Raw genomic sequence first — 23,048 nt, forward strand, 5'->3', positions numbered from 1 at the left:
CGAGCGCTCAGCTTGCTCTCAGGAGCCGTCCTCGACACTGGGAGGGTGCGGGTATTGATTGTCGAGGACGAGGTCCCCCTGGCCGAGACGGTTCGGCACGGGCTGACGGAGGACGGGTTCGTGGTGGAAGTGGTTCACAACGGTGAAGACGCCGTGTGGGCCGCCACCGAGAACACCTACGACGTCATCGTGCTCGACATCATGTTACCCAAGCTCAACGGCTACAAGGTGCTCGAACAGATCCGGGAACGCGGTGTCTGGGCGCCGGTGCTGATGCTGACGGCGAAGGACGGTGAGTACGACCAGACCGACGCGTTCGACCTCGGAGCCGACGACTACCTCACCAAGCCGTTCAGTTTCCTGATCCTGGTTGCTCGTCTCCGCGCGCTGATCCGGCGTGGCGCCCCGGAACGACCGGTCGTCATGACAGCCGGCGACCTCGTCCTGGATCCGGTCAAACGGCGTGTGGAGCGCGCCGGCCAAGAAGTCATGCTGACGCCGCGCGAGTACGGCCTGCTCGCGTACCTGATGCGTCACCGGGGCGAGACGGTCAGCAAGACCCAGATCCTGGAAAACGTCTGGGACCCGGCGTTCGACGGCGACCCGAACGTCGTCGAGGTCTACATCCGCTATCTCCGCCTGAAACTGGACGCCCCGTTCGGCCGGAACGCCTTCGAGACCATCCGCGGCATGGGCTACCGTCTCGATGCCGACGGCGGCTGAGCCTCGGCCCGGGACCAGTTCGAGGTCGAGTACGTCGTCAGGTGCTGGGCGAGCACGTTCTTCCAGGTCATAGCTGGATCGGTGTGCCGGTTGAAGGACTGGATCCGCGACAACTCCGCCGGGTCGCTCAGCAAGGCGGCCGCGGCCGCCGCCATCTCGGCATCGCTGTGCACCAGCCGGCCCTCGACCCCCGGCCGGACGAACTCTCCAACCCCGCCTGAGGCCATCGCCACCACCGCAAGACCGGCGCATCGAGCTTCGAGCGCTGCCACCCCGAAAGACTCAAGCTCGGCCGGCGCAAGGTACACGTCCGCCGACGCGTACAGCTGCTGGATCTCGAAGCGCGTCAGCCGCCCCGGCAGGTCCACCCATCCGCTGAGACCACGCCGCCGTACAGCTCGAGCGGCGGCGGCCGTCTGCGGTCCATCGCCGATGACGACAGCGCGAAGCTGAACAGCGGACGGCACCGCGTCGCGGATCTGCTCCAGGATCCGCAAGGTCGCCAACGGCCGCTTGCGGCGTACGAGCCTCATCGTGCTCACGATCGTCAGGGTGTGATCGGTACGACGAAATTGGCGCCACAGCGCCGGATCGACGCCGTTGTGCAGTACGCCGATCGCCCGCCCTGGAAGCAGATCCCTCAGTACCTCGGCGACCGCCTCGCTGACAGCGGTCCATTGCACGTCGCCGACGTACCGGTCGATCCGCGCCAGCGGCCAAGGCGTCGATGCGCTAGGCAACGAGTGGAGGGTGAGGAACGGGTTGTGAGCCAGCCGCGCGGCCTGCCACGCCAGTGGTGACACCAACGAACTGTGGCAATGCACGACATCGAAGCTCGGCAACGAGGATCGCAGCCGATCGACCGCAGCCCGGAGCGGTACGCCGCCGAACGCAGGCAACCGCACGACCGGGACCTGACCCGCCGACGCCGGCCCGTCGGTGATCGTGAAGACCGTCACCTCATGGCCGGCACGGATCAGCTGGACGGCGAGATCGTGGACCTGGAGCTCGATCCCGCCGAGCCGCGGGAGGTAGCAGTCGCTGACGAGCGCGATCCTCATCCGGCCAGTGCCTCCAGCCGTTCAGGACCCGTACGACGCCCGAGCCATGACCAGACGGCCAGCATCACGCCGCCGACCGGGATCTCCATCAGGTAGGTGAAGCCGCGGAACAACAGCATCCCCGCCGCAACGCCGGCCGGATCGCCGCCGAGCGCGACCAGCGCAGCGGTCGTCCCGACCTCGACTACGCCGGCGCTGCCCGGCGTGATCGGCACCAAGGTCAACAGCCGTTCCACCGCGAGCGCCGTGAAGAGAACAGGTACGCCGAGAGGCACGTGCAACGCCTGAAAACAGAGCCAGAGCAGGGCGAGCTGCAGGGTCAGGTACGCCAGCATGCCGACAGTCATCGGCTGCCATCCGGTGCGTATCAGCCGGAGGATCAGTCGTCGCATCGCCGGTAACCGCTCGTCGAGCCGGGTCCTGACCGCCCTGTCGAGAAGGCGTCCGACGACAACCGCCGCTCGCTCGTCGGCAAGGATCCAGATCCCTGCAGCGACAACGATCGGCACCGGCAGGAACAACAGACTCGCCGAGCCGAAGGCCGAACCGCTGTGCAAGATCGGCACGAGTCCCAGCGCCAGCGCGATCACGCCGAGCTTGGACGCGACGTTCAGCAACGTGGTCACGGCGAGGAACCCGCCGAACGAACTCGAACTGAATCCCCATCGCCGAACCATCGTGAAGTTCAGCGCCGTACCGGCCGCACCACCGAGTGGGAGCACGTTCGCCACCGCGCTACCGGTCAGGCTCAGCGTCAGTCCGCGCCGTTTCGTCAGTCCTGGCAGGGACGCGGCCAGGACGAACGAATGGGCCCACAGCCCGGCGATCCACACAATCGTCAGCAGTGCCAACGATCCCGGCGAGACGCGGCCGATCACCGCTCCGACCTCGGTCCAGGTCGCGCCGACCGCTCGTGGCAGCAGGACCACCAATGCGGCTGTGATCAATCCGCTCAGGGTGGAGGTCACCACCCTCCGGCGTCGCGTGCGGTCCATCCTCACTCCAGGCCGCTGTCCGATGTGCCTCATCGCTCCCAGCCTGGTGTCCCGGCGCTGAGAGGGTGCTGAGAGCAACTAGCTCGATCACGATCGACGTGTCAAGCTCGCAGTGTGGCCGGACCCTTCACCCTCGTGGCCTTCCACGCGCACCCGGACGACGAGGCCCTGCTGATGGGCGGGACCCTGGCGCGGCTCGCTGCGGAAGGACATCGCGTCGTACTCGCGGTCGCTACGGACGGCGAGGCCGGCGCGGCTGCCGAGGCCTACCGGGCAGGTGGCGGACTGGCGGCGAACCGGCGCAGTGAGCTGGAGCGATCAGCTGCAGCGCTGGGCTGTGCGCGGGTCGTGCGCTTCGGTTTCAAGGACTCCGGATCGTCCGGCCCTCCGGCCGAGGGCGGCTTCAGCACGCTCGCCGTCGATGAGGCGGCCGAGCCGTTGATCAGGCTGCTGCGGGAGGAACAGGCCGACGCGCTGACCATCTACGACCCGACCGGCGGCTACGGCCATCCGGATCACCGCCAGGTACACACGGTGGGTACGTATGCAGCAGCCCTGGCCGGTACACCGTTGGTGCTTGAGGCAACGATCGACCGTCGCTTGATCCGGCGGTTGATCCGCGTCGTGGAGGCGATCCCCGGCGTACTGCCCGAAGTCTCCGCCGCAGCCTACGATCACGCCTACTCCCCCAGCGCCGCGATCACGCATCGGGTCGACGTACGCCGTTATCTGCGGCAGAAACGGGCGTCGTTCGAGGCGCACGCCAGCCAGGCGAGCTCCGACGACGACGGAGCGCGCACCTTGGCGCTGCTGCTCAGGTTGCCGCGATGGCTGTTCGCGTCGATGCTCGGCAAGGAGTGGTACGTCGAACACGGGCGCCGGCCCGGCCCGCCGCTGGACGACGTCTTCGCATCGCTGCGTTGATCGAGTCTCTCAGCCGACACTCAGCAACTGTCCACCACACTGGACGGAGGCAAAGGGGATGGAGCTCCAGTTGGCCGTGCTGCGCGACGCGATCTCGAGGCTGCGTCGCGCCAGCGTTCGGAGTAGATCGACCGCTGCTGCGGTCGTCGTCGTTGCGGTCGCCCTGGTCTTGGGCGCGAGCCTGCTTCTGCTCCTGCTGCAGCGAGCTCTCATCACCACGGTCTCCGACGCTGCGGACGGTCGGGCAGCCGACGTTGCCGCACAGGTGTCGGCAGAAGGTGTCTCCGCGCTCAGCGTCGATCTCGCCAAGACCACGAGGGCGAGCCAGATCGTGCAGGTGCTGGACAGCTCCGCACAGATCGTCGCCGCATCGTCGGCCAGGGCCGAGTCCACAGCGCTCACGCAGCTCAGACCTGCTGCCGACACCGTCCAGCGTGCAGAGGTCGGCGAGATGCCGCTGCTCGACGACGATCACGATTTCCTCATCGTCGCGCGGGGCGTCGAGTACGGCGGCCAGACCTATACGGTCGTGGTCGCATCGTCGGTCGCGACCCAGCGGGCGACGGTTGCCACCGTCGCGGAGTACCTGGCGATCGGCTTCCCTGTGCTCCTGATCGTGGTCGCCGCGGCGGGCTGGATGCTCACCGGCCGCGCGTTGGGGCCGGTCGAGCGAATCCGTCGGCGGGTGCAGGGCATCGAGTCCAGCGACCTGACCGAGCGCGTGCCGGTGCCGCAGACCGACGACGAGATCGCCCGGCTGGCCGCGACCATGAACGCGATGCTCGATCGGCTGCAGGCCGGCCAGGCCACCCAGCGTGCCTTCGTCGCCGATGCCAGCCACGAACTCAGATCTCCCCTCGCGACCGTCGCCGCGGGCCTGGATGTCCTCGAGCCCTCGGCACGCGGACAGGCCTGGGAGGAACTCCATCGCTTGATGAAGGGCGAGGCGGAGCGGATGCGCCGGCTCGTCGAGAACCTGCTCCTGCTCGCGAAGGCCGACGATGCGGCGTTGCCGATGCACCGCACCGACGTCGATCTGGACGACCTGGTCGACACGGAGATCCTGCGGCTGCGGGAGGCGAAGCGGCTCAAGGTGCTCGCCGACGTACAGCCGGTGCGGGTCGTCGGCGATCCGCTGCGGCTGAGTCAGGTGATCCGCAACCTGGTCGAGAATGCCGCGACGGCGGCGCACAGCACGGTGCGACTCAGCACGAGCGAGCGCGACGGTACGGCGGTCGTCACCGTCGAGGACGACGGCGACGGGATCCCCGCAAGCGATCGCCAGCGGGTCTTCGAGCGCTTCGTCCGTCTGGACACCAGCCGCGCCCGGGCCAGCGGAGGCTCCGGCCTCGGCCTGTCGATCGTCCAGGAAATCATCAAGGCGCACCAAGGCACCGTCACCCTGAGCGCCACCTCCACCGGCGGCACAACAGCCACGGTCACGCTACCGTTGCCCTGAACACCCCGAAGGCTGTGAGTCAGTTGTCACGACGAATGTTGCTCGGTCTGGCGGTGACCGTTCTCGGGACGATCGCTTTCGCCGTACAAGCCGATGCCGCGATCGAGGGTGACGGGCTGGCGGCCTTCGACCCCGGGTTGACCGAGAACTTCATCGACCACCGCACCGCAGTCCTCAGCAAGGTTGCGCAGACCATCACCTTCTTCGGCAGCGTGCCTGTACTCACCGCTCTCACCGTGCTTGTCTGCGCGCTGCTCAGGATCCTGACCCGACGCTGGCGGCCGACCGTCATCCTGGCCGTCGGCATGGCCGGCGCGGCAGGCCTCACCTACGGACTCAAGGTTCTGATCGGACGTCACCGGCCCGACTCGAGCTTCGTGATCGGCACCATCGACACCGGCTTCTCGTTCCCGTCGGGCCACACCCTCAGCTCCACGGTGTTCTTCGTGCTGCTAGCCGCGCTGCTCTGGTACTCGGACTTCTCCCGGAGGATCAAGATCGCCGGTGCGATCGTGGCAGTGGTGCTCAGCATCGCGATGGGACTCAGTCGTGTCTACCTCGGCTACCACTGGGCGACCGACGTCCTGGCCGGATGGACCGTGGCGCTGACCTGGCTGTGCTTGATCGCAACCGCGGTCCACGTGATCGACAACCGCCAAGCTTGAACCTGGGGTCGGGCTATTCAGCGAACTTTTCGTGGGCGGCCATGGCCGCGCCGACGATGCCGGCGTTGTTGAGCAGCTGGGCGGGCTTCACCGGCGTCGAGAGGTCGAGCAGCGGCACCCACTTTTCGGCGTTCTTGCTGACGCCGCCGCCGACCACGAACAGGTCGGGGGTGAACAGGCTCTCGACGTGGCGAAGGTAGCGCTGCACCCGTTTGGCCCAGTGCTTGTACGACAGCTCCTCGTTGTCCTTCGCCGCCGAGGAGGCCTTCGTCTCCGCGTCGTGCCCGTCCAGCTCGAGGTGACCGAGCTCGGTGTTCGGCACGAGCTGACCGTCGAGCAGCAGCGCGCTGCCGATACCGGTGCCGAACGTGAGCAGGATGACCACGCCGTTGACGCCTTTGGCCGCGCCGAAGCGGGCCTCGGCGATGCCGGCCGCGTCCGCATCGTTGAGCACAGTCACGTCGCAGTGGGTGGCGTCGGTGAGGACCTTGTCGACGTCGGTCCCGATCCAGCTCTTGTCGACGTTCGCGGCGCTCTTGGCCACCCCGTCCTTGATGATGGCCGGGAACGTCGCACCCAGCTCACCGGTCCACCCGGCCTCCTTGACCAGCCGGGCCACGACCTCGGCAACGGACTCCGGGGTGGACGGGCTGGGCGTCAGGTACTTCACCCGCTCCGCGGCCAGGTCGCCCTTCTCCAGGTCGACGACGGCACCCTTGATCCCGCTGCCGCCGATGTCGATCCCGAAAGCGGTCGACGTCTTGGTCCTGGGCACCTGATCTCTCCCCTCGCTGCCATACCGGGTCGGCGGCCTGGCCGCCGTCGAGAAGACCGGCGCGGACGACCACCGACGTATCGACCGTACATGCTCGCCGCCCTGCCACACGCCATGGACGCCGCCGGCGCGTGTCAGGGACCGGCTCAGTCGCGGCCCAGGAAGATCGGGTTGGTCAAGGCGGCCATGGCGCCGAAAGTGAGGGACGGGTCCATCGAGGTGTGGCCGGGCGTGCCGTCGGCGAGCGGGTGGCGGACCTCGGCGCGGACGAACGCGGCCGCTTGGGCAGTGGTGAGCCAGGTGACGGTTCCGGCTCCGGTGCCGTCGAGGCTGCTCTGCAGCATCTGACCTTCATCGGTCAGGATCCGGACGGTGCCGTTCGGTACGCCGCTGACCCGCAGGCTCACCGTGATCTGCTCGCGGGCCTGCGCCGACAGCCGCTCGCCGATTCCGGCCTTGCGTCCGTACGCCGAGGTCGCCGTGAACTCGAGGTCGACGCCGGCCGACCCGGCGATCCATGACCGCCCGGCCCGCAGCCCGGCCAGGACCGCGTCCTTCGTCAGGTCGTCCGCGAGTACGACGTTGTGCGGCAGGCCGATCACGTTGCCGGGGTTGTGCGCGTCGCTGTTGCCCATCGCGGGCAGCCAGCGCTTCTTCTCCCGTACCGCGGCGGCCAGCAGGTTCGCCCAGGTGGAGACCGCGGCATCGTCGTCCCAGCCCCACGGGCCGGTCCACACCTCGGTCGCGTCGAGTCCTTCGAATCCGAACTTCCACTCGCTCGCGATCCACGGGCAGTACAGGTGGGCCGAGACACACAGCCCGCCGGCCTTGTGGACCTGCTGCTGGATCCGGTCGAAGACGCCGTCGCGCGCCCGGAACCGCCAGTCCACCCACTGGCCCGGCTTCGTACCGAGTGCGAGCCAATGGCCGTTGCGCGTCGTGACCTCCTCGCCCGTCACGATCAGCAGGTCGTCACCGGCGTACGGGCCCCAGGCGCCGTGCGAGGCGTTGGTGTTGTGATCGGTGGACACGATGAAGTCCAGCCCGGCCGCGCGGGCGCCGGCGGCAACGTCAGCCGGCAGGTTGCGGCCGTCGGAGTACACGGTGTGCAGGTGGCAGTCACCGCGGTACCAGTCCCGGCCGCGTCCCTTCGCCCTGGTCGGCGGGTACGCCGGAACGTACTTCGCGCCCGGATCGCCGTACGTGAGGGTGACCTCGACGTGGTAGTCCATGCCCTGCGGGGCCACCTGGTACGGGCCGAGGACGATGTGCCACGTTCCGGGCATCACGTCGCCGGGCAGATAGCCGGGGGTGGCGTCGGTGCGGCTGATGCTGAACTCGGTGCGGAAACCACCGGACCAGCCGCGGAACCCGGGCCCGCTGAAGTCGAAGCCGCGGGCGTCGAAGATGCCGATGTCGCAGGAGTTGCCTGGCGTACCGGCCGGAACCGCCGGCTTGGAGTAGCTGTAGCTGACCGAGATCTGCTGAACGCCGCGCGGGACGTTGACCGGGAGGTAGACGAAGTCTGTCGGCCCCGGTGCGACCTGCCCGTCGACCGCCTGGGTCTTGGTACCGGTGGCGGCAGCCGCGAAGCTCATCGGCGCCAGCGCGATGATCGTGCCGGTGCCTGCTGCGGCCAGCAGGCCTCTCCTGGTGATGGCGGTCATGGCAACGTCGGTCATGAGGGAAACCAAGCACTCCACAGCGTCCGGCAGGCAACGTCTACATGACCGCAACCCAAACCCGGACCGCTCACCATCCCGGTGGTATCAATGACATGTTTCAACTACTTGGTCCGATCGCCTCTGGAGGCACAAGTTGAGCAACGCCGACATCGTCATCACCGCGCTCCGCACCGGCTACGAACGGCTCGCGGAGCTGGTGACGAACTTCGACGAGGACGCCCTGGCCGGCCCGTCGGCGGCCGCCGAGTGGGACATCGCGCAGGTGCTGAGTCACCTCGGCAGCGGTGCGGAGATCATGACCAACACGGTGCAGCTCACGCTCGACGGCAAGCCCGCCGCCGACAGCGACTTCAACCAGAACGTCTGGGCCCGCTGGAACTCGTCATCGCGCCAGGAGCAGGCCGCCGGCTTCCTCGTCTGGAACGAGAAGCTCACGACGTTGTTCGAGTCTCTGAGCGACGACCAGCGCGACAACCTCCGCATCGAGCTGGGCTACCTCCCGGCGCCCGCTGACGTAGCGACGGTCGCCCGCATGCGCCTGAGCGAGCTCACCTATCACTCGTGGGACGTCCGCAGCGCGTCCGACCCGAGCGCGACGCTCGACGTCGAGGCCGTACCGCACATGTTCCAGAACACCATCGACCTCAGCTGGATCACCAAGCCGGCCAACCTCAACGGCCGACAGGCCGTGCTGACCGTCACCACCACCGATCCGGCAACCGGGTTCTCGCTCCGCCTCAACGACCCGGTCAGCATCGACCCGAATGCCGCGGACAACGCCGACGGCTCGCTGACCCTTCCCGCAGAGTCCTGGCTGCGACTCATCGCGGGCCGCCTCGCCCCGGACCACACCCCGGCGACCCTCGAGCTCACCGGCCCGATCACCCTGGCCACCCTCCGCGAGGTCTTCCCGGGCTACTGACCTCCGTAGTCGGGGACCTGGATCTCGACGCCGCCCCGGAGCGCCGACTGGTGGGCGCAGATGCCCGGGGCGGTCCAGGTCGCCGCGGTCCGCGCGTCCACCCGGGGCGCGCGGTTCTCGACGATGCTCGACACGAACTCGTGCACGAGGTGCGGATGTGAGCCGCCATGACCGCCATCAGCGAATCTCCGCAGCGGCTCGGGCAGCAACTCCGGCGCACCGGCAGGCTCTACGTCCGCCTCGACGACAGCCCGGCCGCGACGCCCCTCGACCAATGGCTCCAGCGAGAACTCCTTCATCGGCCCGCCTTCTAGCTGTGGCCACTCCAGCGCGCCCTCGTCGCCGTACACCGAGAAGCCTTCGAGATAACTGCGGCCGAGCTGGAAGAACGACATCGTCACGTTGGCGACCAGGTCGTCGTCGCCGCTCAGCTTGAACAGCGCGGCCTCGGTGCCGAACCCCTCACCCGCAACGCCGATGTGATCCGGTGTGAGCCGGCTCGAACCCAGGCAGCGGACCGACTCGACGCGGGTATTCGCGAGCGCCAGAGCGGGTGAGAGCGCATGCGTGACGTAGTGCATGGGCGGATAACCACGCCAGTACTCCGGGAACCCGTCGAGGTTCTGCAGATGATCGCCTTTGAAGTAGGTGATCCGGCCGAGCTTCCCGGACTCGAGCAAGTGCCTCGCGTGGACGTACTCCCGCGAGTACACCGCGGTCTCCATCATCATGTAGTTGCGCTGGGCATCGACTTGGGCCGAGATCAGCGCATCGAGGTCCTCCAGGGTCGTTGCCATCGGCACCGCCGACGCGCAATGCCGGCCGGACTTCAGCACCTGCTGCACCTGCTCGGCGTGGAAACGCACGGGCGTCAGCAGGTGTACGGCGTCCCATCCGGACGAGGCCAGCGCGTCGTCGAGGGTCGGGAACGTGTCGGTGATCCCCAGGCGCGCGGCGACTGCCGTTGTACGCGCGAGATCTGTGTCGACGACCGCGACCCGGCCGACGTCGGGGTGGGCCTGGTAGATCGGGGCAAAGTCGGCACCGAAGCCTAGGCCGACCACAATCACATCCACGCTGACTCCTCACGAGTAGAACCAAGACCGCCGGAAGGGTCTCCGGCGGTCTCGGCGTTCGGCTTGCGGACTATTGTGGCCAATCGGCCTCCGTCACCACGCCCCCGGTGACATCCACGGCCAGTTGCACGGGTCCATCGGGGCGTACGTACAGCTCGTAGTTGCCCTGCTGGACCTCGAAGAAGACTGCAGAGTGGACGATCTTCCCGTCCGGCGAGGGCCGTGGCACGACGGCGACGTGCGGCAGCGCGTGGCTGTGCCCGTGTCCATGTCCATGTCCGTGGGCGTGCTGCTCCGCGTGGCTACTGGAGAAGTTGCTCGGGCGGAGTTCGATCTCCTCGCCCTCCAGCGCCGCCGGCAAGGTGACGACCAGGGCGCCGATGTCTCCGCCGATGTCGAGCAGGACGGACGATCCCTTACCCGCGTGCGGGTTTTCGACGGTGCTCATCAGGCGGCCGGCGTTCCGGGCTTGGACTGGTAGCCGCCGGCCGGAACGCCGAGATACGGGAACCACGTCAGGTAGTCCGCGTTGGTGTTCGACGTACCGTCCTTGATCGCGGCAGCCGCCGCGTCGGGCTTGAACGACGGATCCACCAGCGGGATCGTGAGGCCCGCGATGGCACGCAGTTCGACGGTGACGACATCGTCGAACACCCGGCGACCGTTCGGGAAGCCGGCCGCGTCACCGGCGACCAGGCCCAGCGGGTTCGGCGACTTCGACGGCGGGACCGCGACATTCAGCCGCAACAGGTCAGCCTGCACCGGACCCGTGTAGTTCTGGAACCCCGGTACGACGCCCTTCGGGATGCCGGTGAGCAGGATCGCCGCCAGGTCGGCGCGGGACTTCTTGTACGCCGCGAGGTTCGGAAACACGCCCGGGTACAGGACCGGAAGCAGACCGGCGAGCTCGGGCTTGGTCACGTAGCCGGCGAACCGCTTGTCGCCGTACGGCGGCTGGCTGTTCCACTTGTCCTTCTCGGCCATCGGCACGATGACCTCGTTGAACAACGGATTCCCGAGCCGGGACACCTGCTTGTACGGGCCGTGCCACGTCGGGATTCCGAGCACGTCGTCGAGGATCTTCGACGCTTGGCGACTGGCCGACGCGTAGACGCCGATCACGGCCTTCGGATCGAGTACGCCGGTCGGCTTGCGCCCGTCGCGGGTCAGATCGGTGATCGGGACCTGCAACGCGATCGTGTGCACGTTCGATCCCTGCAGGCCGTTCACGCCCATGGCGGCGGCCGACGGAATCAGGTGAGCCATCTGGAACGGCCGCAGCGTGCCGAGATCGAAGATGCTGCCGAGGTCGGCGAAGAACCCGTCGGCGCGCTGACCCGCGAACACCTTGCGGTTGGTGCCGATCGTGTGGATCGCCTGACCGGCGAGCTTCGCGTAGTTCGGCGTACTGCGGATCCCGACGTTCACCGGCGGCGCCGCCAGATTGCGCGCCAGGATCCGCGAGCGGCCGTGCTCCACCCGCGTGACCGAGTAGTACTGCGGACGGTTCCAGCTGGGATCGGAGATGGAGCTGATCGGACCGGTGTTGTACAGGAAGGTCTTCTTGTTCCTGATCTCGGCGTGGAAGCGGAACTGGTAGCTGATGTCGGAGCGGCCGGTACCGCTGTTGGAGATGTGGATCTCGTACAGGACGTCGTCACCGAACTCGTAGAAGTTCGGACCGCCGAACGGGTTCTGGAACGGGATGAAGTTGGCGATCAGCGTCACCGTGTCCGGCTTGTCCGGGCTGACGAACGCGTAGACATCGGTGTTGTCGGCGACCGGGTCTTTCGAGATTTCCGGTGCTTCGCGGTGCGAAGACATGACTGTTCCTCCAGTGAAAGCTGCTGTGTGCATGCAGGAGAGCCGGGGCGGCTGCGGCTCGTGGCGTGGCTCAGGCGGTGGTCATGCCGGCCAGGCGCGCGGCCAGCTCGCGATCGGTCAGGAGGACCTCGCGGTTGCCGACCAGAATCGCCATCTGGCCCTTCTTCACGTCCTTCACGTGGACGACGAACGACTCCGCTGTAGCCAGATCAGCCGCCTGCAACTGTTCCCCACCCGCGGCCCCCACCGGCCGCTCGCCGAGGATCTTCGGCACCGCCACAGCACCGACCGCTGCCGCGGTCCCTGCGCCGGCGAACACCAGGAAGCCCCGGCGTGTTGCGTCACTCATGTCTGTCCCTTCCCTCTCACGAGCGCCGGCACCGACTGCCATCTGCGACTTAGTCGCAGATAATGTGATCCGGGTCACATCAACGCTCAGGAGGTCTTCGCCGCCGACGCACCACCGGATGGGTCGGAAGACAGGACACCGGGCTCGTATCATCCATTACATGGATGAGTCCCGGGATGCTTCCACGAACGCCGTTACCGCTGCGACCTCGGCTGACGTGATCGCTGATCTGCGGTCGCGGATCCGTGAGCGCTGGGAGGGGTTCTCACCGGCCGCGCGGGCGGTCAGCCGGTCGCTGACCGAGCGAACGGCCGAGGAGTTGCTGTTCCTGTCGGCCGCCGACCTCGGCGCCGAGACGAAGACCAGCAACGCGACGGTCATCCGCACCGTGCAGGCGCTCGGGTACTCCGGTCTGGCCGAGCTGAAGGCCAAGATCGCGGCGCCGTTCACGCAGACGAACCGCCCGGTGGTCCGCGCCCGCAAGCGGGTCGAGTCGACCGGCGGGGATCTGGCCAGCGTCTGGCACCAGGTTCTGGCGGAGGCACTGGACCGGCTCGAGCTGATGCAGCCGACGTTCTCGCTCGACACGTACCAGCACGCCGTACAACTGCTGCTCGATGCGAAACATACGCTGACCTACGGCTTCGGCGCCTCGTTCGTGGCCGCGGATCACCTGGCCCTGGTGCTGCGCCGGGTGGGGCTCCGCGTGACCGCACTGCAGGCCGGGGGCTTCCGGCTCGCAGACGACCTGCTTGCCATCGGACCCGGTGACGTGGTCGTCCTGTTCGCACCGGGCCGCTCGGTCATCGAGGTCGACGTCCTGGTCGACCGCGCCCGTGACGTCGGGGCCGCGACCGTGCTCGTGACCGAGGATCCGGACAGCAAGCTTGCCCGCGCGGTCACCGTCACGCTGCACTCGCCGACGACTCCCACCGGCCTGACCGGCGAGCCGCTGACCTCGATCGTCGTGGGGGATGTGCTGGCGCAGGGCGTCGCGACCCTGGCCGCCGACCGGTCGGTGGAGGCCTCCGAGCAACTGACGGCACTGCGCCGCAGGCTCGGTTTCTGACTCTCGCAACTGCTGTCGACCACGATTGCTCACCAATTACGTAGCTGCTAGATTGGTCACCAATCGTTGGAAGGTGGCTATGCGTGAGCGACCTCGACCTGGCGGGCCGGGCTGCGGTGGTGACCGGGGTCGGCGGCCGGCGTGGCATCGGCTTCGCGGTGGCCCGGGCACTCAGTGCTGCAGGTGCGTCGCTCGTCATCTCGGCGGCCGGCGATCGGGTCCACGAGCGAGCGGCCGAGCTCCCCGCCGGCACGGTTGCCATCGCCGGTGACTTGACCCAGGAGCGCACCGCCGCAGAGCTGGCCCGAGCCGCCACGTCCCGGTTCGGCCGGCTCGACATCGCCGTCAACTGTGCGGGGATGACCTCGACCACGCGTCCCGAGCCAGAGTCGGGTGCAGCCTGGGAGGTGTCGTTCGAGAAGTGGCGGGCGAGCCTGTCCCGCAACCTGGACGCGGCGTTCCTGTTCGCGCGCGCCGTCCTGCCGTCCCTCGAGAACTCCGGCACCGGGCGTCTGGTGATGGTGTCCAGCCTCACCGGACCGGTCATGGGCATGCGCGGTGAGGTCGCGTACTGCGCCGCGAAGGCCGGCGTCACCGGACTGGTCCGCGGACTCGCGCTCGACTCTGCTGCCGCCGGGGTCACGGTCAACGCCGTGGCGCCGGGATGGATCGCCACCGACTCGCAGACGCCGGACGAGCACAAGCAAGGGCTGCGGACGCCGGTCGGCCGCAGCGGTACGCCGGACGAGGTCGCAGGCCTGATCGCCTATCTGTGCTCGTCGTCCTCGTCCTATCTCACCGGCCAGTGCCTCGTCGTCGACGGCGGCAATTCGATCGCGGAGGAACGCGCATGACCCAGCACTTCGACTTCTTCGAGGAAGCGGCGCTCCCCGCACCGGAGATCACCCTGACGCAGGCGGCGGAGTACGTGCGGGCGACGTACGGCATCGACGGCGACGTTACCGAACTCGGTAGCCAGCAGGACGCGAACTTCCTAATCGATGCAGACGCCCGCTACGTCCTGAAGGTGTCCAACGCCGCCTTCACACGCGAGGATCTGGCAGCGCAGGACCTCGCGGCCGCCCAGGTCGCCCGGCTCGAACCTGACATCCAGGTGCCCGTGGCGATACCCGGCCCCGACGGCTCGACCGTCCAGCCCGTCGCACTCGGCGACCAGTCGACGTACGTGCGGCTGGTGACCTTCGTGGCCGGCGACGTCCTCAGCGACAGCAGCTATCTCGCGCCCGAGATCGTCGCCGCCCTGGGCGATCTCGCTGCCCGTACGTCGCGTGCGCTGGCCGGACTCGCCGGCCAGGTCCCGCCCCGCTCCCTCCAATGGGATCTGCGGAACGCGGCCGAGGTGGTGACCCGACTCGCCGACTTCGTGGCCGTGCCCGGTGGGCCAGACGCCGTCCTCGCCGCGGCCCGGACGGCCGCCAAGGCGCTCGCACCGTACGCCGGAACCCTGCCCCTACAGGTGATCCACGGCGATCTGACCGACGACAACGTGATCGCTGCAGTCGACGCCGACGGCCGCCGGCGACCGGTCGGCGTGATCGATTTCGGCGACCTCGCGGAGAGCTGGTCGATCGCCGAACTCGCCGTCACCTGTACGTCGCTGCTGCACCACTCCCCCGATCCGTCGACGATGCTCCCTGCGATCGTCGCGTACAACCGGATCCGGCCGATCTCCGACGACGAACTCGCGGCGCTCGGGCCACTCGTCGTACTGCGGGCCGCGGCGTTGGCGGTGAGTGGTCAGCAGCAGACGCAGGTCGACCGCGACAACCAGTACGCGACGGAGAACCTCGCGCGTGAGTGGGCGATCTTCGAGCGGGCGACGTCCGTTCCGCTCGAGATCCTGACCGAGCTGATCCGCGCATCGGTGCGCCCTCATCGGGAACGCCGGACGGCTCAGGGCGCCGCCCTGCTGTGGACCGCCGAGGACCAGCCCGTAGTTCCGACACCGCTGGATCTGTCGACCACGAGCATTGACCTGCACGACGGGCTATTCCTGGTTGAAGGGGCGGAGGCGGCACCGGCGCTCAAGCGGGACGGATCGGTCGCCGTGGCTGTTCCCTACCTTCAGCCGCGGCTGACGCGTACCCGCCTGAACTCGTTCGAGGCTCCGGCGTCGATCGGCCTCGGCGTCGAGGTGTTCGCAGGACAGGACCTGGAGCTCCGGGCACCGTGGGCCGGGGTCGTCGAGCGGCACGACGATGCCGTCGCGCTCAAGGGCCCGGATGGTGTGACCTTGTGGCTCAGCGGTGCGAACGTCAGCGCTGTGGGTGCCGTCGAGACCGGCGAGATTCTCGGCCGGCTGGCAACTCACGCCTCGCTACGGGTCCAGGTGAGCGACCTCGACACCCGGCCGCCGTTCTTCGTTCCGGCCAGTCTGGCCGATGCCTGGGCAGAGTCGTGTCCGGACCCGACCGGCTTGCTCGATCCAGCCGCTGCCCACACTCCCCCGGCCGCCGATCGCGAGGCATTGCTGGAACGCCGGGACAACGCATTCGCGACGGTCCAGGAGCACTACTTCCGGGAGCCGCCGCAGATCGAGCGCGGCTGGCAGAATCATCTGTTCGACACCGAGGGCCGCTCGTACCTCGACATGGTCAACAACGTGTCGATCCTCGGCCACGGACATCCGCGCCTCGCAGCCGCGGTCGAACGGCAATGGCGTCTGCTCAACACCAACTCCCGCTTCCACTATCGCGCGGTCGTCGAGTTCTCGGAGCGCCTGGCCGCGCTACTGCCCGGACCACTGGACACGGTGTTCCTGGTCAACAGCGGAACCGAGGCCGTCGACCTCGCCCTCCGGCTCGCCTGGGCGAACACCGGACGACGTGACATCGTCGCGGTCCGGGAGGCGTACCACGGATGGTCCGGCGCGACCGATGCCGTCTCGACGTCGGTCGCCGACAATCCCAACGCCCTCGGTTCCCGGCCCTCCTGGGTCCACACGGTCGCCGCGCCGAACGCCTATCGCGGGCAGTACCGCGGACCCGACGCCTACCGGTACGGCGAGGACGCCGTTGCCTCCGTCAACGAACTGACCGAGGCAGGCCACCCGCCGGCCGCGTTCCTGTCCGAATCGTTCTACGGCAACGCCGGCGGCATGGCTCTCCCGGACGGCTATCTGCAAACGGTGTACGACGCGGTACGCCGGGCCGGCGGGCTCTGCATCGCCGACGAGGTCCAGGTCGGGTACGGACGCCTCGGCAACCATTTCTGGGGCTTCGAGCAACAAGGCGTCGTACCGGATATCGTCACAGTGGCGAAGGCGATGGGCAACGGGCATCCGCTCGGCGCGGTCATCACGACGGCGGCGATCGCGGCGGGCTACCGCAGCCAGGGCTACTTCTTCTCGTCGGCCGGCGGCAGTCCGGTCAGTTGCGTCGCCGGCACGGTTGTTCTCGACGTACTTCGCGACGAGCAACTGCAGGGGAACGCGCGGCTGGTCGGCAACCACCTGCGGACCCGGCTGCTGGAACTCGCCGACCGCCATCCGATCATCGGCGCGGTGCACGGGATGGGGCTGTACGTCGGCGTCGAACTCGTCCGCGATCGCTCCACGCTGGAGCCCGCATCGGCCGAGACCGCCGCGATCTGCGAGCGGATGCGCGAGCTCGGCGTGATCATGCAGCCGACGTCGGACCGCCTGTGTGTACTCAAGATCAAACCGCCGCTGGGCATCACGATCGCCGATGCCGATTTCTTCGCCGACGCACTCGACCGTGTTCTTACCGAAGGGTGGTAAAGCTGTGACGATCGTCCAGAATTTCATCAACGGAGAGCTCGTCGACTCCGTCCAGGGCGAGACGATGCCCATCATCGATCCGTCGACCGGCGAGCAGTACGGATCGGCCCCGAACTCGACCGGGCCTGACCTGGACACCGCGTACGCCGCCGCGTCGTCCGCCTTCGTCGACTGGCGACGCAGTACGCCGTCCACCCGTCAGAAAGCATTGCTCGACTTCGCCGACGAGGTCGAGCGGGCCGCGGACGACCTGATCGCGGCGGAGGGCCGCAACACCGGCAAACCCGGCCATCTGACCAAGGCCGAAGAGATCCCGCCGATGGTGGACCAGATCCGCTTCTTCGCCGGCGCCGCGCGCCTGCTGGAAGGCCGCTCCGCCGGCGAGTACCTCGAAGGACACACGTCGTGGCTGCGCCGTGAGCCGATCGGCGTCATCGGCCAGGTCACTCCCTGGAACTACCCAATGATGATGGCGATCTGGAAGTTCGTCCCCGCGGTTGCTGCCGGCAACACCGTCGTACTCAAGCCCAGCGACACCACTCCGGTCACCACCGTGATGCTGGCCGAGCTTGCCGCGAAGCATCTGCCACCGGGCGTGTTCAACGTCGTCACCGGGGACCGGAACACCGGTGCGGCACTCGTCTCGCACCCGACCCCGCAGATGGTCTCGGTGACCGGATCGGTCGCCGCCGGCCGGGCCGTTGCCGCGAGCGCCGGCGGGCATCTCAAGCGCACGCACCTCGAGCTCGGCGGCAAGGCGCCGGTGATCGTCTTCGACGACGCCGACCTCGAAGCCGCGGCCGAGTGCATCGCGACGGCCGGGTACTTCAACGCCGGCCAGGACTGCACCGCGGCCACCCGAGTACTGGTGCAGGCACCGGCCGCCGCCGACTTCATCGCCGCGCTGACCGCCTGCACCGAGCGGGCGACGACGACCGCGGGCCGCTCCCCCGACGACCAGGACGCCTGGGTGCCGCCGGTCAACAACGCGGTCCAGTTGGAGCGCGTACTCGACGCCATCTCCCGCGTCCCGGCCCACGGCTCGGTCGTCGCCGGCGGCGAACGCCAGGGCGACACCGGGTACTACGTCGCGCCCACGATCATCGGCGGTCTGCGCCAGGACGACTGGCTGTCGCAGCACGAGATCTTCGGGCCGGTCATCACCGTGCAGACCTTCGAGGGTGAGGACGACGCACTGCGGTCCGCCAACGGCGTCGAGTACGGCCTCGCCTCATCGGTGTGGACCAAGGACGTGGGCCGCGCACTCCGTCTCTCGGCGGCGCTCGACTTCGGTTGCGTGTGGATCAACACGCACATTCCGCTGGTGGCGGAGATGCCCCACGGTGGCTTCAAGTCCTCGGGCCACGGCAAGGACCTGTCCGTGTACGGCCTCGAGGACTACACGCGCATCAAGCACGTGATGGCCGCCCTGACCTGATGGTCAGGGCGGCCCGCCCGATCACCAGTCCCGGGTCAGGACCTCATCGAGAACCTCGGTGAACAGCTCGGCGTCGGCCGGCGTGAACGCGAGCGGAGGCTTGATCTTCAGCACGTTCTCGGCCGGCCCCGTCGGGTAGACCAGCATTCCCTCGTCCTTCATCAGCTCGCTCAGCAGCAACGCCTCGTGCGGCGCCGGCTCCTTGGTCGCCCGATCACGGACGAGCTCGATGCCGACGTACATGCCGTGGGCGCGTACGTCGCCGATCAGTGCGTGCCGGCCGGCGAGCTCGCCGAGCCTGTCCCGGAGGACCCGCCCGGTCTCGGCCGCGCGAGCCTGCAGGCCTCGCTCGGAGATCTCGTCGAGTACGGCCGTCCCGATCGCGCACGAGACCGGATTGCCGCCGAAGGTGTTGAAGTACCTCATCCCGGTATCGAAGGCGTCGGCGATCTCCCGGGTGGTGACGACGGCCGCCATCGGATGGCCGTTGCCGATCGGCTTGCCCATCGTCACGATGTCCGGCACGACGCCCTGACCCTCGAATCCCCAGAACGCGTCGCCGAAACGGCCGAACCCGACCTGGACCTCGTCGGCGATGCAGAGTCCGCCGGCAGCCCGGACGGAGGCGTGTGCCTGTTCGAGATACCCGTCGGGATAGAAGATGCTGCCGGCCGTACCCATCGCCGATTCCGCGATGAACGCGGCCGGCGGCGTACCGAGTGCGGTGAGCCGATCGACCTGCCGGCGGACGTCCGCGGCGTACTTGCTGCCCGCGTCCGGATCGTCGTACCCGAAGGGGCCGCGGTAGCGGTTGGGTTGCTGCACCTCGTGGGTGGTCGGATCGGGTCCGGTGCCGCCCGGGCCTTTGTAGCGGTTGGGGCTGAGTCCGGTGAGGACCGAGGTGTTGCCGTGATATGCCCCGTCGACCACCAGTACGTCGTTGCGCCCGGTGACCGTGCGGGCGATCCGGACGGCCAGGTCGTTGGCCTCGCTGCCGCTGCAGACCAGGAACACGACCTCGAGCGGATCGGGCAACAACGCGGTCAGCCGGTCGGCGTACTCGGCGATCCCCCGGTAGAGGAACCGGCTGTTGGTGTTGAGCTGCCACATTTGTGCGGTCGCGGCCTCGACGACGCGGGGATTGGAGTGGCCGACATGGCTGACGTTGTTCATCGCGTCGAGGTAGCCGCGGCCGAACTCGTCGTACAGCCAGGCCCCCCGGCCGCCGACGAGCTGCATCGGCCGGTCGTAGTACGAGCGTTGCGACCGCGCGAACCGCAGGTTTCTGGTCGCGAGCACCTTGTCGGCCGTCCATTCGACGGCGGGGTCCGGCTGGGCGTCGAGTCCAAGGAAGTCTGACGGGTCGGGCGAGACGATTGCCCACGCGGCCGCCTCGGAGGGTGTCACCAGCGGCCGGCCACCGGCGTGTGCTGTCTCCAGGGAACGGAAGATCGCCACTCGCAGGCGGGTCGGGGCGGTACCGATCGGCTCGCCCCTGGCCACCGTGACGCCGGTTGACAACGGCGAGTCGAGGTCGGTCCAGCGGGACCAGATCGTCTCGTCGCCCTCGTGCCGGAGGATCAGGTACGTCGTACCGCTCTCCTGCACGACGCCGTTGTGTGGCGCGACGACCTGGAACGGCTGCGACGACGTGAGCTCGACGCCTAGTCTGAGCGTCGCTGCCTCACCCGACTCGGTCGTTCGCCGGATTGCGGTGCCGGCATCGGCGTGGAGGTGACGGCCGAGCCGGGCGCGATGATCTTGGCCGACCGGTTGGTGGGCTGGTTCGAAGGGCACTAGGTCAAGGGCTGCCAGCTTGTGGGCGTCGGCACCTGGCACCGGCCTGCCCGGTTCGACCGCAGCCCCGGCGGCCATGCGGACCAGGAGCTCGCCGATCTCCGGCGGAGTTGTCGCGAGGAGTGCTATCGCCGGCCAGGTGTGCTTCATCCGCTCGTGGCCGTACGTCGTACCGCCGTCCGCTTGACGCTTGGTCCAGGTGACGGCGTTGACGCAGAGCCTGGCCGCGGCGAGCGGGTAGAGCACGGCGAGCTCGTCCTCGGTGAGTTCGAGCTCGGCGGCGTACCCCCGGATGACGGCGGCTGCCGCGCTGAGCGGATTCGGCTTGCGCAGCATCGAGTAGGCGACCGCCACGGCCAGCTCACCGATCCGTGCGGTGTGCAGCGCGTCGGCGAAGTCCAGCACGGCGTGCACATGATGGCGACCGTCCGGCCCCGGCCGGGCCAGGACGTTGAAGTCGTTGAGATCCTGATGGACGACCGATCTCGGAAGCCCGGCAGCGTGGCTGTCCATCGCCCGGTCGAACCAGCCGACGATCTGTCGCACCTGGGCCTGCCGGACCGGGTCCTGGACCGCTTCAATGCCCTTGGCAATCGCCTCCGGCGCCCGCAGTACATCCCAGTGGCGAGTTGTTGCCCCGGGCAACGCGGCGGCCGGCGCGAGCGCCTGGACCATCCGGGCGGCGGTCAGGCCGAGCTCGCCGAGGAGTTGCGGGGAATGACTGTTCAGATCGGACAAGGTCCGGCCGGGCAGCCAGGGCTGGACCGTGACAATCCGCCGTGTGCCGTCGCGGTCGATCGGGACGACGGTATCTCCGTTGCGGGCGGCAAGTGCCGTGGTGGCGTGAACCGGTCCGAGGGCGCCCGGCCGGGCGGCGAGAGTCTGCAGTGCGTGCCGCCAGCGGATCTCGTCGGGATCGGCTCCGGGCGAGGAGACCTTCACGACGACGCGGGATCCGTCGGAGAGGTCGACGGCGACGTTCTGATCGACCTCGCCACCCAAGGGTGATTGTGCGACCGCCCGGAGACCGAACTCCTGGGCGAGGACTTCGGCGATGCTCGCCTGGTTCCACTGCTCCACCGGCGAACTCGACTCGAGAATACTCATTGCACCTCACATGATTGGTGACCAATGCACCAATGCTACCATTGTTGCCAAGCGCGATAGAGTGCCCTCGAAGATGTACGCAGGGTGAGAGAGGGAGCCGCATGACGGTCGACGGACGAGTCTCGAGGCTGAATCGCGGTACGACCGCCGAAGAGGTCGCGGCGCTGCTACGCGAGACGATCATGGACGGCCGGCTGAAGCCGGGCGAGCAACTGCGCGAGGAGGGCCTGTCGGCCCAGTTCGACGTCTCCCGCCGTACCATCCGGGACGCGCTCGGCATCCTGGCCCGCGAGCGGATCGTGCGTCACTACCGCCACAAGGGCTCCCGGGTCGTGCTGTTCACCGAGGAGGACATCCGCGACCTGTACCGCGTCCGCAAGACGCTCGAAGGCAGCGCCGCCGCGCGAGCCGCCACGCTCACCGACGCAGAACTGCGGCCGCTCTCCGATGCCTTCGACCAGCTGGCGCAGGCAACCGACTCGGGCCGCGCCCAGGAGATCGTGCAACGAGATCTCGAGTTCCACCGCGCCGTCGTCGGCCTGATCGGCAGCGCCCGCGTCGACGACTTCTTCGCCGGCATCGCGGTAGAGATGCGCTTCGCCCTCTCGATCCTGGAAACCACCTACCGCGAGTCCGCCCACCGCCCCGCCGAGGCCCTCGACGAACACCGAGCAATCTGCCAAGCCTTCCTCCACCGCAACGCGACCGAAGCCGCCCGCCTGGTCGAAGAACACGCCAATTCCAACGAACACCTCCTACTCGAGGTAGTCGCCTCCACCGACATAACAGCCCTAACCCCCTAACCACCCCACCGCCGTACTGCGCTCGCACCCGCCCCACCGCCGTACTGCGCTCACACCCCCCACCGCCGTACTGCGCTCGCACCCGCCGCACCGCCGTACTGCGCTCCCATCCGCCGCACCGCCGTACTGCGCTCGCACCCGCCGCACCGCCGTACTGCCGCACCGCTGTACTGCGGTTGCACCGCCGTGCCGCTCGTGCCGTCCGTGCCGCCGTACTCCGGTGCCACCCGGTGCCCACCGCCCGTGCCCGTCGTACGGCGGAGCCATCCGCGCCCCCGAACCCCGGAGCCATCCGCGCCGCCGTACTCCGGAGCCGCCCGTGCCCGCCGTACTGCGGAACCGCCCGTGCCCGTTCGTACTGCGGAACCGTCGTACTCGGGTGCCGCCCGTGCCCGCCGTACTCCGGAGCCGCCCGTGCCGCCGTACTGCGGTGCCGTCGTACCGCCGGTGACGCCGTACCGCCCGGTGCCGCCGTACGCGTGGGGCCGCCTTACCGCGGGTGACGCCGTACCGCCCGCCGCCGTACCGCGGGTGCCGTCGTACTGCGGGTGCCGCCGTACCGCGGGTGCCGCCGTACACCCCCCACACCGCCGAGCGACGTACGCCTGCGCCATCC

At 68.6% G+C, this 23,048-nt stretch carries 20 protein-coding genes; 10 read left to right on the top strand and 10 right to left on the bottom strand.

Annotated elements, in window-relative coordinates; all coding sequences use genetic code 11:
• The first annotated feature begins 45 nt into the window (after positions 1-45).
• Positions 46-723 (top strand): response regulator transcription factor, encoded by a 678-nt coding sequence (locus tag ACQPYH_RS23595; RefSeq protein ID WP_130447681.1) that lies wholly within the window; start codon positions 46-48, stop codon positions 721-723.
• Here ACQPYH_RS23595 and ACQPYH_RS23600 read toward each other — a convergent pair.
• Together ACQPYH_RS23600 and ACQPYH_RS23605 are read right to left on the bottom strand one after the other, a co-directional pair.
• Complete coding sequence (locus ACQPYH_RS23600; RefSeq protein ID WP_432875162.1) at positions 696-1,784, bottom strand: glycosyltransferase family 4 protein; 1,089 nt, start codon at positions 1,782-1,784, stop codon at positions 696-698. The genes ACQPYH_RS23595 and ACQPYH_RS23600 overlap by 28 nt on opposite strands.
• Positions 1,781-2,779 carry a lysylphosphatidylglycerol synthase transmembrane domain-containing protein gene (locus ACQPYH_RS23605; RefSeq protein ID WP_432875165.1) on the bottom strand — a complete coding sequence of 333 codons (999 nt, stop codon included), beginning with the start codon at positions 2,777-2,779 and terminating at the stop codon, positions 1,781-1,783. Before ACQPYH_RS23605 ends, ACQPYH_RS23600 begins: the two co-directional genes overlap by 4 nt.
• Before the next feature lie 114 nt (positions 2,780-2,893).
• Between ACQPYH_RS23605 and ACQPYH_RS23610 the strand changes: the two genes are divergently transcribed.
• From ACQPYH_RS23610 to ACQPYH_RS23620, 3 genes are read left to right on the top strand one after another with little or no spacing between them, the layout of a single operon-like run.
• Positions 2,894-3,703: a PIG-L deacetylase family protein gene (locus tag ACQPYH_RS23610; RefSeq protein WP_432875168.1), complete on the top strand. Its 810-nt coding sequence runs from the start codon at positions 2,894-2,896 to the stop codon at positions 3,701-3,703.
• A 58-nt stretch (positions 3,704-3,761) separates the two neighbouring features.
• Positions 3,762-5,162 (top strand): ATP-binding protein, encoded by a 1,401-nt coding sequence (locus ACQPYH_RS23615; protein ID WP_432875170.1) that lies wholly within the window; start codon positions 3,762-3,764, stop codon positions 5,160-5,162.
• Between the two features lie 53 nt (positions 5,163-5,215).
• On the top strand, positions 5,216-5,827 hold the full coding sequence (locus ACQPYH_RS23620) for a phosphatase PAP2 family protein (protein ID WP_432875173.1): 612 nt from the start codon (positions 5,216-5,218) through the stop codon (positions 5,825-5,827).
• A gap of 13 nt (positions 5,828-5,840) precedes the next feature.
• On the opposite strand, the gene ppgK is transcribed toward ACQPYH_RS23620, so the two are convergent.
• On the bottom strand, positions 5,841-6,602 hold the full coding sequence (gene ppgK, locus ACQPYH_RS23625; RefSeq protein ID WP_432875176.1) for a polyphosphate--glucose phosphotransferase: 762 nt from the start codon (positions 6,600-6,602) through the stop codon (positions 5,841-5,843).
• A 146-nt stretch (positions 6,603-6,748) separates the two neighbouring features.
• Positions 6,749-8,284 carry a CehA/McbA family metallohydrolase gene (locus ACQPYH_RS23630; protein ID WP_432875179.1) on the bottom strand — a complete coding sequence of 512 codons (1,536 nt, stop codon included), beginning with the start codon at positions 8,282-8,284 and terminating at the stop codon, positions 6,749-6,751.
• A 136-nt stretch (positions 8,285-8,420) separates the two neighbouring features.
• On the opposite strand from ACQPYH_RS23630, the gene ACQPYH_RS23635 reads away from it, so the two are divergent.
• Positions 8,421-9,209, top strand: a complete 789-nt coding sequence (locus ACQPYH_RS23635; protein ID WP_432875182.1) for a maleylpyruvate isomerase family mycothiol-dependent enzyme — start codon at positions 8,421-8,423, stop codon at positions 9,207-9,209.
• Here ACQPYH_RS23635 and ACQPYH_RS23640 read toward each other — a convergent pair.
• From ACQPYH_RS23640 to ACQPYH_RS23655, 4 genes are all read right to left on the bottom strand, one after another.
• Entirely contained in the window at positions 9,203-10,285 is a 1,083-nt protein-coding gene (locus tag ACQPYH_RS23640) for a Gfo/Idh/MocA family protein (RefSeq protein ID WP_432875185.1), read from the bottom strand. The two genes, ACQPYH_RS23635 and ACQPYH_RS23640, sit on opposite strands and share 7 nt — an antisense overlap.
• 70 nt (positions 10,286-10,355) lie before the next feature.
• Positions 10,356-10,733, bottom strand: a complete 378-nt coding sequence (locus ACQPYH_RS23645; protein ID WP_432875188.1) for a hypothetical protein — start codon at positions 10,731-10,733, stop codon at positions 10,356-10,358.
• Positions 10,733-12,109 (bottom strand): DUF4331 domain-containing protein, encoded by a 1,377-nt coding sequence (locus tag ACQPYH_RS23650; RefSeq protein WP_432875191.1) that lies wholly within the window; start codon positions 12,107-12,109, stop codon positions 10,733-10,735. The genes ACQPYH_RS23645 and ACQPYH_RS23650 overlap by 1 nt, the downstream gene beginning before the upstream one ends.
• 70 nt (positions 12,110-12,179) lie before the next feature.
• Positions 12,180-12,458 (bottom strand): twin-arginine translocation signal domain-containing protein, encoded by a 279-nt coding sequence (locus ACQPYH_RS23655; protein WP_432875193.1) that lies wholly within the window; start codon positions 12,456-12,458, stop codon positions 12,180-12,182.
• Between the two features lie 160 nt (positions 12,459-12,618).
• Here ACQPYH_RS23655 and ACQPYH_RS23660 point away from each other — a divergent pair, with 160 nt between their 5' ends.
• The 4 genes from ACQPYH_RS23660 to ACQPYH_RS23675 all read left to right on the top strand — a co-directional run bounded on the left by ACQPYH_RS23660 (position 12,619) and on the right by ACQPYH_RS23675 (position 18,725).
• On the top strand, positions 12,619-13,527 hold the full coding sequence (locus ACQPYH_RS23660; RefSeq protein ID WP_432875196.1) for a MurR/RpiR family transcriptional regulator: 909 nt from the start codon (positions 12,619-12,621) through the stop codon (positions 13,525-13,527).
• Between the two features lie 83 nt (positions 13,528-13,610).
• A complete protein-coding gene (locus ACQPYH_RS23665) occupies positions 13,611-14,381 on the top strand; it encodes an SDR family NAD(P)-dependent oxidoreductase (protein ID WP_432875198.1) in 771 nt (256 codons plus the stop codon).
• Complete coding sequence (locus ACQPYH_RS23670) at positions 14,378-17,287, top strand: aminotransferase (RefSeq protein WP_432875201.1); 2,910 nt, start codon at positions 14,378-14,380, stop codon at positions 17,285-17,287. Before ACQPYH_RS23665 ends, ACQPYH_RS23670 begins: the two co-directional genes overlap by 4 nt.
• 4 nt (positions 17,288-17,291) lie before the next feature.
• Positions 17,292-18,725, top strand: coding sequence for a gamma-aminobutyraldehyde dehydrogenase (locus tag ACQPYH_RS23675; RefSeq protein ID WP_432875203.1), 1,434 nt, complete (start codon positions 17,292-17,294; stop codon positions 18,723-18,725).
• 21 nt (positions 18,726-18,746) lie between these two features.
• Here the strand turns inward: ACQPYH_RS23675 and ACQPYH_RS23680 are convergent, their stop codons facing one another.
• Positions 18,747-21,629, bottom strand: coding sequence for an aminotransferase class III-fold pyridoxal phosphate-dependent enzyme (locus ACQPYH_RS23680; RefSeq protein ID WP_432875205.1), 2,883 nt, complete (start codon positions 21,627-21,629; stop codon positions 18,747-18,749).
• A gap of 101 nt (positions 21,630-21,730) precedes the next feature.
• Here ACQPYH_RS23680 and ACQPYH_RS23685 point away from each other — a divergent pair, with 101 nt between their 5' ends.
• On the top strand, positions 21,731-22,432 hold the full coding sequence (locus ACQPYH_RS23685) for a GntR family transcriptional regulator (RefSeq protein ID WP_432875207.1): 702 nt from the start codon (positions 21,731-21,733) through the stop codon (positions 22,430-22,432).
• Between the two features lie 50 nt (positions 22,433-22,482).
• On the opposite strand, the gene ACQPYH_RS23690 is transcribed toward ACQPYH_RS23685, so the two are convergent.
• Entirely contained in the window at positions 22,483-23,046 is a 564-nt protein-coding gene (locus ACQPYH_RS23690; protein WP_432875210.1) for a hypothetical protein, read from the bottom strand.
• Between the last annotated feature and the right edge of the window lie 2 nt (positions 23,047-23,048).

Origin of the sequence: Kribbella sp. CA-245084 (assembly GCF_050942355.1) — a bacterium.
Classification (GTDB): Bacteria; Actinomycetota; Actinomycetes; order Propionibacteriales; family Kribbellaceae; genus Kribbella.

What these genes read in the sequence shown, in the direction of transcription:
- ACQPYH_RS23600 (WP_432875162.1), bottom strand. Translation starts at nt 1,784, where the DNA reads ATGAGGATCGCGCTCGTCAGCGACTGCTACCTCCCGCGGCTCGGCGGG.
- ACQPYH_RS23605 (WP_432875165.1), bottom strand. Translation starts at nt 2,779, where the DNA reads ATGGACCGCACGCGACGCCGGAGGGTGGTGACCTCCACCCTGAGCGGA.
- ACQPYH_RS23615 (WP_432875170.1), top strand. Translation starts at nt 3,762, where the DNA reads ATGGAGCTCCAGTTGGCCGTGCTGCGCGACGCGATCTCGAGGCTGCGT.
- ACQPYH_RS23630 (WP_432875179.1), bottom strand. Translation starts at nt 8,284, where the DNA reads ATGACCGACGTTGCCATGACCGCCATCACCAGGAGAGGCCTGCTGGCC.
- ACQPYH_RS23645 (WP_432875188.1), bottom strand. Translation starts at nt 10,733, where the DNA reads ATGAGCACCGTCGAAAACCCGCACGCGGGTAAGGGATCGTCCGTCCTG.
- ACQPYH_RS23650 (WP_432875191.1), bottom strand. Translation starts at nt 12,109, where the DNA reads ATGTCTTCGCACCGCGAAGCACCGGAAATCTCGAAAGACCCGGTCGCC.
- ACQPYH_RS23655 (WP_432875193.1), bottom strand. Translation starts at nt 12,458, where the DNA reads ATGAGTGACGCAACACGCCGGGGCTTCCTGGTGTTCGCCGGCGCAGGG.
- ACQPYH_RS23660 (WP_432875196.1), top strand. Translation starts at nt 12,619, where the DNA reads ATGGATGAGTCCCGGGATGCTTCCACGAACGCCGTTACCGCTGCGACC.
- ACQPYH_RS23670 (WP_432875201.1), top strand. Translation starts at nt 14,378, where the DNA reads ATGACCCAGCACTTCGACTTCTTCGAGGAAGCGGCGCTCCCCGCACCG.
- ACQPYH_RS23680 (WP_432875205.1), bottom strand. Translation starts at nt 21,629, where the DNA reads ATGAGTATTCTCGAGTCGAGTTCGCCGGTGGAGCAGTGGAACCAGGCG.
- ACQPYH_RS23685 (WP_432875207.1), top strand. Translation starts at nt 21,731, where the DNA reads ATGACGGTCGACGGACGAGTCTCGAGGCTGAATCGCGGTACGACCGCC.
- ACQPYH_RS23690 (WP_432875210.1), bottom strand. Translation starts at nt 23,046, where the DNA reads ATGGCGCAGGCGTACGTCGCTCGGCGGTGTGGGGGGTGTACGGCGGCA.